This window comes from Amycolatopsis decaplanina DSM 44594 (assembly GCF_000342005.1).
GTDB classification, from domain to species: Bacteria; Actinomycetota; Actinomycetes; order Mycobacteriales; family Pseudonocardiaceae; genus Amycolatopsis; species Amycolatopsis decaplanina.
Window position 1 is genome coordinate 48,047 of sequence record NZ_AOHO01000032.1, and the last position, 12,371, is coordinate 60,417.

The window sequence follows — 12,371 nt, forward strand, 5'->3', positions numbered from 1 at the left end:
CAAGCAGGTGCCGAATTGCAGCGACGGGCGCGTCTGATTCGCCACATTCGGAGGCACCCGACTGGGTCACGGGGACGCGCCTCCCGGAGGATGTGCTCATGGACACGTCCGCCTACGACGCCGATCTGCCCGCCCACGTCGAGCGGGCGCTGGCCGGGTTCCTCGAGCGCGCAAGCGCCGAAATCCGCCGTACCGAACCGACGGTCGGGGCCGGGATCGACGCGCTGGCCGGGTTCGTGCTGGGCGGCGGAAAACGCCTGCGCCCGACGTTCGCCTGGTGGGGCTGGCGCGGCGCGGGCGGCGATCCGGCGGGGCCGGACGTCGAAGGTGTGCTGCAGGCGGTGGCGAGCCTGGAGCTGATCCAGGCGTGCGCGCTGATCCACGACGACCTCATCGATTCCTCCGATTCGCGCCGCGGTTCCCCGACGGTGCACATCGCGGGCGCGAAGCTCCACGCCGACAGCGGCTGGCTGGGTTCGCCGAGCACGTTCGGGCTCGCGACCGCGGTCCTGGTCGGCGACCTCGCGCTGGCCTGGGCCGACGACATGTTCGGCGACGCCCCGCTTCCACCTGCCGCCCTCGCGGCGGCGCGGCCGGCGTGGCGAGCGATGCGCACCGAGGTGCTCGCCGGTCAGTACCTCGACGTCCGCACCCAGGCCACCGGCGACGCCTCCCCCGAGGCGGCGCTGCACATCTGCAAGCTCAAGACGGCCGCGTACACCGTCCAGCGCCCGCTGCACCTCGGTGCCGCGCTCGGCGGCGCCGACGACGCCCTGATCGCGACGCTGCGCGAGTTCGGCGACGAGGTCGGCGTGGCGTTCCAGCTGCGGGACGACCTGCTCGGCGTGTTCGGCGACCCGTCGGTCACCGGCAAACCCGCGGGCGACGACCTCCGCGAGGGCAAGCGGACGCTGCTGGTCGCGCTCGGCCTCCAGCGCGCGGCCGAACAGGGCAAGGACACGGCGGCGAAGGTCATCTCCGACGCCATCGGCGACGCGCACCTGTCCGAGGACGCCGTCGAGAACGTGCGCGAGGCGCTGCAGGACGTCGGCGCCGTCGACGCGGTGGAACGCCGCATCGACGCGCTCACCGACTCCGCGATGGCGGCGCTGGACCGCGCTCATCTGGCCGAACCCGCCCCCGCCGCGCTGACCGGGCTGGTCGTCAAGGCGACCCAGCGGACGTACTGATGCGCACCGTCACCGGTCCGAGTGACCACGTGGTGGTGATCGGTGGCGGGCTCGCCGGGCTGTCGGCGACGCTGCACCTGCTCGGCGCCGGACGCCGGGTGACCCTGCTGGAGCAGGACAAGAGCCCCGGAGGGCGGGCCGGGCAGGCCGATTTCGGCGGCAACACCGTCGACACCGGCGCCAGCGTGCTGACCATGCCGGAACTGCTCGACGAGGCGTTTTCCGCGGTCGGCGAATCCCTGTCGGGCAACCTGACGCTGACGCGGCTCGACCCGGCCTACCGCGCGAGGTTCGCCGACGGCAGCACGATCGCCGTGCATACCGAGGCGGCGGCGATGGAGGCCGAGATCCGCGCGGCCGCCGGTCCGGCCGAAGCCGAGGGCTACCGTCGGCTCCGGCGCTGGCTGACCGAGCTGTACGCGGCGCAGAAGGACCACTTCATCGGCGCGAACTTCGACTCCCCGCTCGATCTCGTGCGCCCGGAGCTGGCGAAACTGGCCGCGCTGGGCGGTTTCGGACGGCTCGGTCCGAAGATCGGCGGGTTCCTGCGCGACGACCGGGTGCGCCGCCTGTTCTCCTTCCAGGCGCTCTACGCGGGACTCGACCCGGCGCGCGCGATCGGCGCGTACGGCGTCATCTCCTACATGGACACCGTCGGCGGGGTCTACTACCCGTCGGGCGGGATGGGCGAGATCGCGCGAGCGATGGCGAACGCGGCCGAACGCGCCGGCGCGGAACTGCGCTTCGGCACCGAAGCGGCTTGGCTGGAGAGGGTTTCCTCGCGGGTGCGCGCGGTGCGGACCCGCATGGGTGAGCGGATCCCTTGCGACACGGTGGTTCTCGCGACCGAACTCGGCACCGCGTACCGGCTGCTCGGTGCCCGCCCCAGGCGGCCGCTGCCGTTGCGATACTCGCCGTCGGCCGTCGTGCTGCACGGACACGCGCCGAACTCGTGGCCTGATTTGGGCCACCACACCATCTTCTTCGGTCACGCCTGGGAGAAGACGTTCTCGGAGATCATCCGCGAAGGCAAGCTGATGAGCGATCCCTCGCTGCTGGTGACCCGGCCGACCGCGACCGAACCGGGCCTCGCCCCCGGCGGCGACCAGGTGATCTCGGTGCTGGCCCCGGCGCCGAACCTGCGTCGCGGCAAGATCGACTGGGGCCGGGTCGGGCCCGCTTATCGCGCGGAACTCCTGCGCACACTGGAAAAGCGCGGCCTCACCGGTTTCGCCGACGACTTTTCCGTCGACGAGACGATCACCCCGGCGGTCTGGGCGGAGCGCGGGCTCACCGCGGGCACCCCGTTCTCGCTCGCGCACACTCTCGCCCAGACCGGCCCTTTCCGGCCGGGGAACCTGATGCGGGCGGCGGACAACGTCGTACTGGCGGGCTGCGGGACCACACCGGGCGTCGGCATCCCGCCGGTCGTGATCTCCGGCAGGCTCGCGGCGGGACGGGTCACCGGCCGATGAACGAACTCGACGCCGCGGGCATCACCGAGCCGGCGTTGCGTGCCGCGTACGCCGAATGCCGCCGCGTCAACGCGCACTACGGGCGCACCTTCTTCCTCGCGACCCGGCTGCTGCCGCCGCGGACACGGCCGTTCGCGCACGCGCTGTACGGCTTCGCGCGGATGGCGGACGAAGTGGTCGACAATCCCGCGCCCGGCACCGATCCGGCGGTCGCGCTGGACGAGGTCGCCGTCATGGTCGCGCGGGTCTTCGACGGCGGCACGCCCGCCGATCCGGTCCTGACCGCGCTCGCCGACACCGTGCGTCGTCACGACCTGGACCGCGAACTGTTCGACGCGTTCCTGCGGTCCATGGCGATGGACCTCAAGATCACCGAGTACGCGACCTACGCCGATCTCCAGGAGTACATCCACGGTTCGGCCGAGGTGATCGGCCTGCAGATGCTGCCCGTCTTCGGCACCGTCGTCCCGGTCGCCGACGCCGTGCCCGGCGCCGCCGCGCTGGGTGAGGCGTTCCAGCTGACCAACTTCCTGCGCGATGTCGGCGAGGACCTCGACCGGGGAAGGCTGTACCTGCCGACCGAAGAGCTGGCCGCGTTCGGCGTCGACCGCGAACTGCTCGCATGGTCCCGCGCGCGTGGACTGCCCGACCGGCGGGTGCGGCGCGCGCTCGCCGTCGCGGTGGCGCGCAACCGGGCCGTGTACCGCCGCGCAGAAGCGGGCATCCCGTTGCTGCGCGAGGAATCCCGCGACTGTGTACGGACCGCGCTCGTGCTCTACGAAGGCATCCTCGACGAGATCACGGCCCTCGGGTACGACGTGCTGAACACCCGCGCGGTCGTACCCCGCCGCCGCCGGCTGGGAGTCGCACTGCCGAGGCTGTTGGCGAGCGCGTGGAGCAACTCCAGGCTTAGGGTGCGATCATGACGACTGCTGCGAACAGGAAGATCCGGATCGGCGTCCAGCTGCAGCCCCAGCACGCCGAATACAAGGCCATCCGCCGGGCGGCTTCGGAGGCCGAAGACCTCGGTGTGGACATCGTCTTCAACTGGGACCACTTCTACCCGCTCTACGGCGAGCCCGAGGGTCTGCACTACGAGTGCTGGACCATGCTGGGCGCCTGGGCGGAGTCCACGTCGCGGGTCGAGATCGGCGCGCTGGTGACGTGCAACAGCTACCGCAACCCCGAACTGCTGGCCGACATGGCCCGCACCGTCGACCACATCTCCGACGGGCGGCTGATCCTCGGCATCGGCTCCGGCTGGTTCGAAAAGGACTATGACGAGTACGGCTACGAGTTCGGCACGGCGGGCGGGCGGCTCGACAACCTCGCCGAGGCGCTCCCGCGGATCGAGAGCAGGCTCGGCAAGCTGAACCCGGCGCCGACCCGCGACATCCCCGTGCTGATCGGAGGCGGCGGCGAGAAGAAGACGCTGCGCCTCGTCGCGAAGCACGCCGACATCTGGCACGGCTTCGGCGACCCGGAGGTCGTGGAGCGCAAGGTCAAGATCCTCGACCAGCACTGCGCCGACGTCGGGCGGGACCCGAAGGAGATCGAGCGTTCGGTCGCCGTCGAGGGTGAGCCCGAGGAGCTGGGCCCGAAGCTGCTGGAGCTGGGCGTCTCGCTGTTCACCGTGGCCACCGGTGGGCCGGACTACAACCTCGACAAGCTGCGGTCCTGGATCGAGTGGCGCGACAAGCAGTGACCTCTGTGCCGCCTGGGTCTCGTGAGTGGTAAGGACGGTTAGAACCGTCCTTACCACTCACGAGCGTTGCCGACGGTGGGCCGCGACGCGCTCCCGGGTCGCGCACCGCGTCGAGCAGTACCGCCGCGGGCTTCCCCCTCCCAAGTGCGCGAAAGGCTTCCCGCACCCCGAGGCCGCACACAGCCCGCCCGGCGGTGCCTGACGGTCCGCAAGCAGCACGGCCAGCGCCAGCGCGGACGACGTCACCAACCACGCACCCCACGGCCCGTCGTCCGCGGCGTCCACGTGGAGATGCCAGCCGAACCCGGCATCGTGGTCGGTCAGCCGAGGCGGATGCGCGTACCGGGTCAGCAGCCGGTTGAGCGCCCCGGCCGCCTCCGCGACATCCCGCGCCGCGAACACCTCACGCAGTTCCTCGGCCGCCTCACGCAACGACGCCACATCCGACGGCTCCAACTCGACCGAGGTCTCGCCGTGCGCTTCCAGTACGGCGCGCACCTCCGAGACCGAGGGTTCCGGCGCGAGCAGGACGATCAGCAGATCCACCGCCCTTTGCGCCGCCGCCCGCGCCGAACGACCGGGCAGGAAATCCCGCTGCGCAGAAGTCATACCCCACTGTAACGTCTCATTCATGAGAGGCCGTTACAGTCTCGCCGTCTATCTGACCGGCGCGACGGTCGCCAGAACCGGCGACGAGCTGTCCGGACCGGCGTTGCTCCTGCTCGGAATCGGCGTCGACGGCTCGGCCGCCACCGGGTCCGCACTGCTCGCGGGCCTGACGATCTCCGCGGCGGCGGGCGGGCCGCTGCTCGGCGCGCTGCTCGACCGCAGTCCCCGGCCGGGACGGGTGCTGGCGTGGGCGCTGCTCGCCTACGCGGGCGGGCTCGGCGCGGTGCTCGCGCTGGTCGAAATCCCCGCGGCGATCGTGGTGGCCGTCGCGGCCGGACTGCTCAACCCCGCCTTGGCGGGCGGCTGGACGGCGCAACTGCCGAATGTCCGCGGCACGACACCGTTGCCGAGAGCGAGCACGCTGGACGCGATGACGTTCACCGCCGCGAGTCTCGCCGGGCCGGGACTCGCCGGGCTCGTGGCCGCGTACGCCGACGCCCCGGCCGCGGTGGCCCTGGCGATCACGCTGGTCGTGGCCGCCTTCCCCGCCGCATGGTCGCTCCCCGCCGCCGAAGCGAAGCCCGCGAGACCGATCCGCCGTCAACTCGCCGATGGGTTCGCGGTCCTCTTCCGCAACCGCGCGCTGCTGCGGGCCACCGCGACGTCCACGGTGTCCTTCGCCGGCATCGGGGTCGCCGTGGTCTGCTATCCGCTGCTCGGCGCCCAACGGCTGGGGAACCCGGGGTTCGGCGCGCTTCTGCTCACCGTGCTGGCCGCCGCCTCGCTGGTCGCGAACGCCGTGCTGGCCCGCAGGCCACCGCCGCCGGATCGCACCGTGCTCGTCAGCACGGTCCTGCTGGGCGCGAGTTTCCTGCTCGCGGCGACGGGCCAGGGCGTGGTGACCCTGCTGGCCGCCGCCGTACTCGCCGGATTCGCCGAAGGACCGCAGCTTTCGGCGCTGTTCGCCATCCGGCATCGCGAAGCGCCCGCGGCGGTGCGGGCTCAGGTTTTCACGACGGCGGCGAGCGTGAAGATCACCGGACTCGCCGCGGGCGCCGCGGCGGCGGGACCGTTGAGCGCACTCTCCGTAACCGCCGCGCTGTGTGCCGCGGCGGGGTGCCAGCTTCTCGCGGCTGCGACGTATGTACTGGTCAGAACGTCCGGGCGGACTAGAACGCCATCGCCTGCGCGCGCCGCTTGACCTCGGTGCCATGGCTGGTGCGGAGCGCGTTGACCGGGGTGGTCCCCGGCAGGGTCTCGTCCTCGGCGAAGAGCCAGCGCAGCATCTCCGTCCGGCTGAAACCGGCGTCCGCGAGCACGGTGATGGTGCCCGCCAGGCCCTTGACCACGCCGTCCTTCACCAGGAACGAGACCGGGACGTACAGCTCGCCCTTGCGCCGGACGGCGATCAAATGGCCGTCGCGCAGCATCTGGCGGACCTTGTTGGCCGAAACGTTCAACGCGGTCGCGACCTCCGGAAGCGGGAGAACGGACACATCTGCATCGAGAACGTCGTCGGCGACGGGAATACCACTCACAGGTGACACTGTGCCACATTCCGTCTCCCGCTCCGTTAGTACGCATGGGTGACGACCCGGGATATGACGGAGAGTGCTCGCTCGATCACGTATACCGCCGATTCGGCGAAATGGCGGGAATCGTGATCCCCGGCGAGCCAGGTCCCGTACACCAGAACATGGGCACTTCCGTACGATCCATAGCCGTGACACGCACGGACCCCACGCTGGTGGGCACTCTGCTCGAGGGCCGCTACCGGGTGGACAAGCTGCTCGCACGCGGTGGGATGTCGTCGGTGTACCGCGGCGTCGACACCCGCCTGGACCGCCAGGTCGCCATCAAGATCATGGACCCGCGGTTCGCCGACGACAGGTCGTTCGTCGAACGCTTCGAGCGCGAGGCCCGTTCGGCGGCCCGGCTGCACCACCCGCACGTGGTGGCGGTGCACGACCAGGGCTTCGACACCCCCGGCGGTGAGGAGTCCGGCCGCGCGTTCCTGGTCATGGAGCTCGTCGACGGCGGGACCCTGCGCGAACTGCTCGCCGAACGCGGTCCACTGGACGTCGCGCTCGCGCTGAGCATCGCCGAACCGGTCCTCTCCGCGCTGGCCGCGGCGCACGCCGCCGGTCTGGTGCACCGCGACGTCAAACCGGAGAACGTGCTCATCGGCCGCGGTGGCACGGCGCTCTCGGGCGGTGTGGTCAAGGTGGGCGACTTCGGCCTGGTCCGCGCGGTCGCGAGCGCGGGCACCACGAGTTCGAGTGTCATCCTCGGCACCGTCGCCTACGTCTCGCCCGAACAGGTCGCCACCGGCGCGACCACCTCGCGCGGCGATGTCTACTCGGCGGGGATCCTGCTGTACGAAATGCTCACCGGACGCCCGCCGTACACCGGCGACACCGCGCTCTCGGTGGCGTACCGGCACGTCAACGACGACGTCCCGCGCCCGAGCGAGCTGCGGCCGGGCATCCCGCCACAGCTGGACGAGCTGATCCTGCGCGCCACGCGCCGCGACCCCGAGCAGCGCCCCGCCGACGCCGCGGCGTTCCTCGCCGAGCTACACCATCTGCGCACCGTCCTCGGCGTGCCCGCGGTCCCGGTGCCCGTGCCGCTGCCGGCGGACGCCGACCGGGAGACCGACGCCGAGCGCACCACTCCCGGCATCCCCGCCGTCCCGGCGGTGAACCCGGCCGCCGCGACGACGGTGCTGCCCCCGGTCGCCGAGGCGACCCTGCCGGTCACCGGGCCGCGCGGAACGCAGGCACTGCACCGTGAGCCGCAGATCCCCGCCGCCCAGCCGCCCCGCACCCCGCCCCCTCGGCCCAAACCGGCCGCGGACGACGGACAGCCGGGGTCGCGCAAGCGGCTCTACCTCATGATCGCGGCCGCGGTGGTGATCCTCGGCGGCCTGATCGGCGCGTTCGCCTTCATCCTCAACGACTCCGGCCCGACGTCGTCGTCGGTACCGAAGCTGGCCGGGATGAACCAGGCCGCCGCCGGTGACGCGCTCCGGTCGGCGAAGCTGACCCCGGCCTACACCGAGGAGTACAGCGACACCGCCGCCCAGCACACGGTGATCCGGTCCGATCCCGCGGAGGGCACATCGCTCGCGCCGGGCGCCACGGTCAACGTCGTGCTGTCGAAGGGCCGTCCGATCGTGCCGGACATCCAGGCCGGGACGAGCCAGCAGGACGCGGAGACGGCGATCAAGGCCGCGCAGCTGACCCCGGTCCAGGGCGAGCAGGAGTACAGCGACGTCGCCAAGAACAAGGTGATCCGCGTCGACCCGAGCCCCGGTTCGCAGCTGAACATCGGCGGACAGGTCACGATCATCCTGTCGAAGGGCCCCGAACCGCTGCCGCCGGTCCCGGACGTCACGGGCCAGAGCAAGGACGCCGCGTTCCAGATCCTGCAGCAGGCGGGCTTCCAGCCGTTCCAGGCCGGTGAGGAGTTCTCCGACCAGTTCGCCGCGGGTCAGGTGATCCGCACCGACCCGAAGGGCGGCGGGAAGGCGAGCAACCGCCGGATCGGCGTGTTCGTTTCGAACTCCGTCGAAGTACCGAACGTGACCTTCAAGCCGATGGAGGAAGCGATCCAGATCCTGAAGCAAGCAGGTCTGGAGCCCGACCGTCAGGGTCGGGGAAAGGGCAACGGTCACGGCGGCGGAAACGGTGGTTTCGACTTCGTCCTGGAGCAGGATCCGCAGCCGGGCACCAAGGTGCCGAAGGGCACGAAAGTGAAGCTCAAGGGCTTCGGGTGACGCGAAAGGTGCGTTGAAACCGTTCAGTACCGGCATGGTCATCGGATACCGTGAAGCGCATGGTGGTCGTTGACTGCGTGAGCGGCGTGTCGGACAGGTTCACCCTGCGCCCTGCCGCGCCCGGTCCACGATGAGCTTCTTCACGGACGGTCCGCGCAGCCGTCCCCTGTTCCCGGTGCCGGAACAGGAACTGTTCGGCTACAACGGCCGTCCCTGGGTGGAGACGCCGCACGAGTACATCGTCCCGGCGATCCTGCCCTGGTCGATGCCGCTGGGCCGCGCCGAGCGGACCATCGTGGCCCTGCGCGGCCTCGAGGTGTGGCCGGAGTCGGTGTCCTTCCAGCTGTCGGTGTACTCGCGGGATCTCCTGCTGGACGAACCCGGCGAAGGCCTGATCGACCACCGCCGGGTCCCGGACTACAACGCACTGCTGGTGGGGGTGCTCTTCCCCGACGGCAGGCGGGCCAGTTCGGAGACCATCTCCGTGCCGTCGGCCACCAAACCGGATCAGCCGGTGCTACGCGCGCAGGGGCTGGGCGGTTCGGCGTTCCACGTCGACCACGAGATCTTCCTGTGGCCGCTGCCGCCCGACGGGCCGCTGGAGTTCATCGTCCAGTGGCTCGACCGCGACATCGAGGAGACGCGCACCTCGCTCGACGGCACCGCGATCCGCGACGCCGCCAAGGAGGCCGGCGAGATCTGGCCCGGCCTGCCCGCGCGGGAGGCGCACGGGCTGCCGGTCCGCCGAGTCGGAGCGCAGGCGATGATCACGCCGGCCTGGCCCCGCGAGTCGCAGGCTCCGCCCCCGCTGCCCCAGCCGCAGCGATCGTCCTCTCCACCCGCCGGGGCTACAGAGGATCAGCCGCGGCGTGGCGCGCCACTGCCGACCCGCCTTCCCCGCCGGGCCCGCTGAAACGTCGCCAAGAGCCTCGTGAGTGGTAAGGACGGTTCTAACCGTCCTTACCACTCACGAGGTCGACCCTCAGCGGAATGCTTCGACGTTCGCCAAGGCCCATTCCGCGTAGGTGACGCCAGGACGCCCGGTGAGTTCCTGGACGACCCCGGTCGGCTTGTCGGGGTTTTCGGTGAAGTACGCGAAGCCGTCGAGCAGCCACTCGGCGATCTCCGCCGGAACCCCGGCGGCGGCCCACTGCTTGTTCGCCTCTTCCCGGGTGAGCTCATGGAAGGCCACCTCTTCGCCGAGCGCGGCCGAGATGGCGGCGACCTGTTCGCGCTGGCTGATCGCGGTCGGCCCGCTCAGCGTGTGCTTCTTGCCGACATGACCCTCGGTCAGGATGACGTGCGCGGCGACGGCGGCGATGTCCGCGAGGTCGATCGGCGTCATCCGCGATTCGGGGTAGGCCGCGCGGACCATCCGCTCGGCCTTGATCGTCTCCGCCCAGCCGAGGGTGTTGTTCATGAACGCGCCCGGCCGCAGAAAGGTCCAGTCGAAGTCCGCCTCCCGGACCGCCTTCTCGATGATCGCGTAGTCCACACCGCTCGAGTTCTCCGGCGGGTCGTCGGCGTTGCTGCCCGACAGCGCCACCACCCGGCGCACTCCGGCCTCCTTCGCGAGCTTCACGAAGTCGTCCACTTTGGCCGCGAGCGGCGCCAGGTAGACGGTCTCGATGCCCTTGAGGGCTTCCGGCAGCGTCTCCGGCTTGCCCAGGTACCCCTTGGCGACCTCCACCTGCTCCGGCAACGCCGCCTTCGCCGGGTTGACGGTCAGCGCCCGCACCGGCGCCCCGGCCTCCACCAGCTCGTCGACGAGCAGCCTGCCGACGCTTCCGGTCGCACCGGTCACCAGGATCGTCACGATTCCCCACTCCTTTTCGTACGCCCTACGGAATCAGTTTAACCGTACCTCATACGAGAATGTAGAATCCAGCTTCACGGCCGAGTGGAGTGTGGATGGACTTCGAGCGCAGCCTCGATCTGTTGTGGCGTGACCGCGGCGAAGCCCGGCAGCCGACCAGGGGACGAAAGCCGAAACTGACCCTCGACCAGGTGATCGCCACCGCCGTCGCACTCGCCGACGGCGCGGGCGAGGCCACCGTGTCGATGAGCCAGATCGCCAAGGAACTCGGTGTCGGCACGATGACGCTCTACACCTACGTTCCCGGCAAGACAGAGCTGCTCGACCTCATGGTGGACTCGGTGCTCGCCGAACGGGACCTCCCCGGCCCCGGCGATCCCCGGCCGGACGGCTGGCGCGAACAGGTGCGGCTCTACGCCGACCGCACGCTGGCCGTTTTCCGCGCGCATCCGTGGCTGCGCTCGACGTCGATGGTGCGGCCGGTGCTCGGCCCCGGGCTGATGGCGGGCCAGGAGTACCTGATCGCGGCGGTGTCGGACATCGGACTGGCGCCCCGGAAGGCGGCCGCGGCCGCGAACAGCATCGAGATCTACGTGCAGGCCAACGCGACGCTTTTCGCCGAGACCGCGCAGGTCGAACAGGAGACCGGGCAGTCGACCGACGCCTGGTGGGGGCAGCGGTCGGTGTTCTGGGAGAAATACTTCGACGTGGAGCGGCATCCCGCGATGACGCGGATGTGGGAAAGCGGCGGTTACGAGGCGGACACCTGCGAAGCCGCCGATGAGACCTTCACGTTCGGCCTCGAACGCATGCTGGACGGCATCGAAGCCCTCGTCACCCGCTGACCCCTCCGCAATTCGGCACCTCCTTGCGGTAGTTCGTACTGCCGAATTGCGTCAGGAGACCGTCGGCAGATCGGGTGCGGAGACGTCGAAGACCTTGCCCTCGCGCGTGAGCAGCGCGGCGAGGACCTTCGCCTTGCGTTCGGTGTCGGCCGAGGTCCCCCAGCGCACGGTCTTCCCGTCGGCCAGCGCGAACTCGACGCTGCCGGGCGTCTTCGCCGTCGCCGTGGTGACCTGTTTGAGCAACTGCTGCGGGATCACGCCGAGGACGCCGGTCACCGCGCGGGTCACCGGGTCGTCGGCCGAAACCGAAGGCAGCTTCAGCTCGGGCAGCCCGGCGGGCCGTTCCTTGACGGTCTTGAACACGACTCCCCCGCCGTCGACGAGGTGCACGCCGTCGCCGCCGGGCCCGCTGTCGAAGAACGCGATCGCGGCGCGTTCGGTCACGGTGATCTCGAGGGAGCTCGGCCAGGACCGGGAGACGTCGGCGGTGGCGATGCCGGGCATCTGCGCCACCCGATCGCGGATCTCGTCGGTGTCCAGGCGCAGCATCGGCTTCTGGTCCGGCACCGCCGCCACGGCGCGGATCTGTTCCGCGGGCACGGAACTCGCCCCGACGACGTCGACCTGCCGCACCCCCAGCATCGAGCTGAACCACAGCAGGTAGACGAGGGCGACGACGGTCAGCACCGAAAGCAGCGCGACCCAGCGCCGCCGCATCTCCTTGTGCCGGGCCGGCCGGGCGGTGCGGCGGCGGTCGTACCCCGACCGCCTGCCGCGCCGGGCCTTCGCCCGTTGAACCCGTTCGCCCCGTCCGGTCCGTTCGGTGCGCGGACGCCGACCGGGTTCGGCCGGGCGGCGGCGTTCCCCGGTCTGCGTCATGGCTGGAGAGTGCCTCCCGAACTGAAGTTGGCAGGTTGCGTGAGGGTACGCGCGCGCGTTTCTTTCCGGCCGGA

The 12,371-nt window shown here is 70.9% G+C and carries 12 protein-coding genes; 8 read left to right on the forward strand and 4 right to left on the reverse strand.

Annotated features, from left to right (window positions below; translation table 11 throughout):
- Nucleotides 1-98: 98 nt before the first annotated feature.
- The 4 genes from H074_RS06925 to H074_RS06940 are packed head-to-tail and all read left to right on the forward strand — an operon-like array spanning nt 99 to nt 4,370.
- Nucleotides 99-1,190 carry a polyprenyl synthetase family protein gene (locus H074_RS06925; protein WP_007029310.1) on the forward strand — a complete coding sequence of 364 codons (1,092 nt, stop codon included), beginning with the start codon at nt 99-101 and terminating at the stop codon, nt 1,188-1,190.
- Nucleotides 1,190-2,665: a phytoene desaturase family protein gene (gene crtI, locus H074_RS06930; RefSeq protein WP_007029311.1), complete on the forward strand. Its 1,476-nt coding sequence runs from the start codon at nt 1,190-1,192 to the stop codon at nt 2,663-2,665. Before H074_RS06925 ends, crtI begins: the two co-directional genes overlap by 1 nt.
- On the forward strand, nt 2,662-3,591 hold the full coding sequence (locus H074_RS06935; protein WP_007029312.1) for a phytoene/squalene synthase family protein: 930 nt from the start codon (nt 2,662-2,664) through the stop codon (nt 3,589-3,591). The genes crtI and H074_RS06935 overlap by 4 nt, the downstream gene beginning before the upstream one ends.
- On the forward strand, nt 3,588-4,370 hold the full coding sequence (locus tag H074_RS06940; protein ID WP_007029313.1) for an LLM class F420-dependent oxidoreductase: 783 nt from the start codon (nt 3,588-3,590) through the stop codon (nt 4,368-4,370). Before H074_RS06935 ends, H074_RS06940 begins: the two co-directional genes overlap by 4 nt.
- 57 nt (nt 4,371-4,427) lie before the next feature.
- Here H074_RS06940 and H074_RS06945 read toward each other — a convergent pair whose 3' ends face one another.
- Entirely contained in the window at nt 4,428-4,979 is a 552-nt protein-coding gene (locus tag H074_RS06945) for a CGNR zinc finger domain-containing protein (protein WP_007029314.1), read from the reverse strand.
- Between the two features lie 22 nt (nt 4,980-5,001).
- On the opposite strand from H074_RS06945, the gene H074_RS06950 reads away from it, so the two are divergent.
- A complete protein-coding gene (locus H074_RS06950; protein ID WP_007029315.1) occupies nt 5,002-6,180 on the forward strand; it encodes an MFS transporter in 1,179 nt (392 codons plus the stop codon).
- Here the strand turns inward: H074_RS06950 and H074_RS06955 are convergent.
- Nucleotides 6,149-6,517, reverse strand: a complete 369-nt coding sequence (locus H074_RS06955) for an Rv2175c family DNA-binding protein (RefSeq protein WP_039921725.1) — start codon at nt 6,515-6,517, stop codon at nt 6,149-6,151. The genes H074_RS06950 and H074_RS06955 overlap by 32 nt on opposite strands.
- Before the next feature lie 185 nt (nt 6,518-6,702).
- Between H074_RS06955 and H074_RS06960 the strand changes: the two genes are divergently transcribed.
- Together H074_RS06960 and H074_RS06965 are read left to right on the forward strand one after the other, a co-directional pair.
- Nucleotides 6,703-8,757, forward strand: a complete 2,055-nt coding sequence (locus H074_RS06960; RefSeq protein ID WP_007029317.1) for a PASTA domain-containing protein — start codon at nt 6,703-6,705, stop codon at nt 8,755-8,757.
- A 130-nt stretch (nt 8,758-8,887) separates the two neighbouring features.
- On the forward strand, nt 8,888-9,670 hold the full coding sequence (locus H074_RS06965) for a hypothetical protein (protein ID WP_007029318.1): 783 nt from the start codon (nt 8,888-8,890) through the stop codon (nt 9,668-9,670).
- Between the two features lie 69 nt (nt 9,671-9,739).
- Here H074_RS06965 and H074_RS06970 read toward each other — a convergent pair whose 3' ends face one another.
- A complete protein-coding gene (locus H074_RS06970; RefSeq protein ID WP_007029319.1) occupies nt 9,740-10,573 on the reverse strand; it encodes an NAD(P)H-binding protein in 834 nt (277 codons plus the stop codon).
- A gap of 95 nt (nt 10,574-10,668) precedes the next feature.
- Here H074_RS06970 and H074_RS06975 point away from each other — a divergent pair, with 95 nt between their 5' ends.
- Nucleotides 10,669-11,418, forward strand: a complete 750-nt coding sequence (locus H074_RS06975) for a TetR/AcrR family transcriptional regulator (RefSeq protein WP_007029320.1) — start codon at nt 10,669-10,671, stop codon at nt 11,416-11,418.
- A 51-nt stretch (nt 11,419-11,469) separates the two neighbouring features.
- Here H074_RS06975 and H074_RS06980 read toward each other — a convergent pair whose 3' ends face one another.
- A complete protein-coding gene (locus H074_RS06980; RefSeq protein WP_007029321.1) occupies nt 11,470-12,297 on the reverse strand; it encodes a cell division protein FtsQ/DivIB in 828 nt (275 codons plus the stop codon).
- Nucleotides 12,298-12,371 lie beyond the last annotated feature (74 nt).

What these genes read in the sequence shown, in the direction of transcription:
- H074_RS06935 (WP_007029312.1), top strand. Translation starts at nt 2,662, where the DNA reads ATGAACGAACTCGACGCCGCGGGCATCACCGAGCCGGCGTTGCGTGCC.
- H074_RS06950 (WP_007029315.1), top strand. Translation starts at nt 5,002, where the DNA reads ATGAGAGGCCGTTACAGTCTCGCCGTCTATCTGACCGGCGCGACGGTC.
- crtI (WP_007029311.1), top strand. Translation starts at nt 1,190, where the DNA reads ATGCGCACCGTCACCGGTCCGAGTGACCACGTGGTGGTGATCGGTGGC.
- H074_RS06925 (WP_007029310.1), top strand. Translation starts at nt 99, where the DNA reads ATGGACACGTCCGCCTACGACGCCGATCTGCCCGCCCACGTCGAGCGG.
- H074_RS06975 (WP_007029320.1), top strand. Translation starts at nt 10,669, where the DNA reads ATGGACTTCGAGCGCAGCCTCGATCTGTTGTGGCGTGACCGCGGCGAA.
- H074_RS06945 (WP_007029314.1), bottom strand. Translation starts at nt 4,979, where the DNA reads ATGACTTCTGCGCAGCGGGATTTCCTGCCCGGTCGTTCGGCGCGGGCG.
- H074_RS06940 (WP_007029313.1), top strand. Translation starts at nt 3,588, where the DNA reads ATGACGACTGCTGCGAACAGGAAGATCCGGATCGGCGTCCAGCTGCAG.
- H074_RS06965 (WP_007029318.1), top strand. Translation starts at nt 8,888, where the DNA reads ATGAGCTTCTTCACGGACGGTCCGCGCAGCCGTCCCCTGTTCCCGGTG.
- H074_RS06980 (WP_007029321.1), bottom strand. Translation starts at nt 12,297, where the DNA reads ATGACGCAGACCGGGGAACGCCGCCGCCCGGCCGAACCCGGTCGGCGT.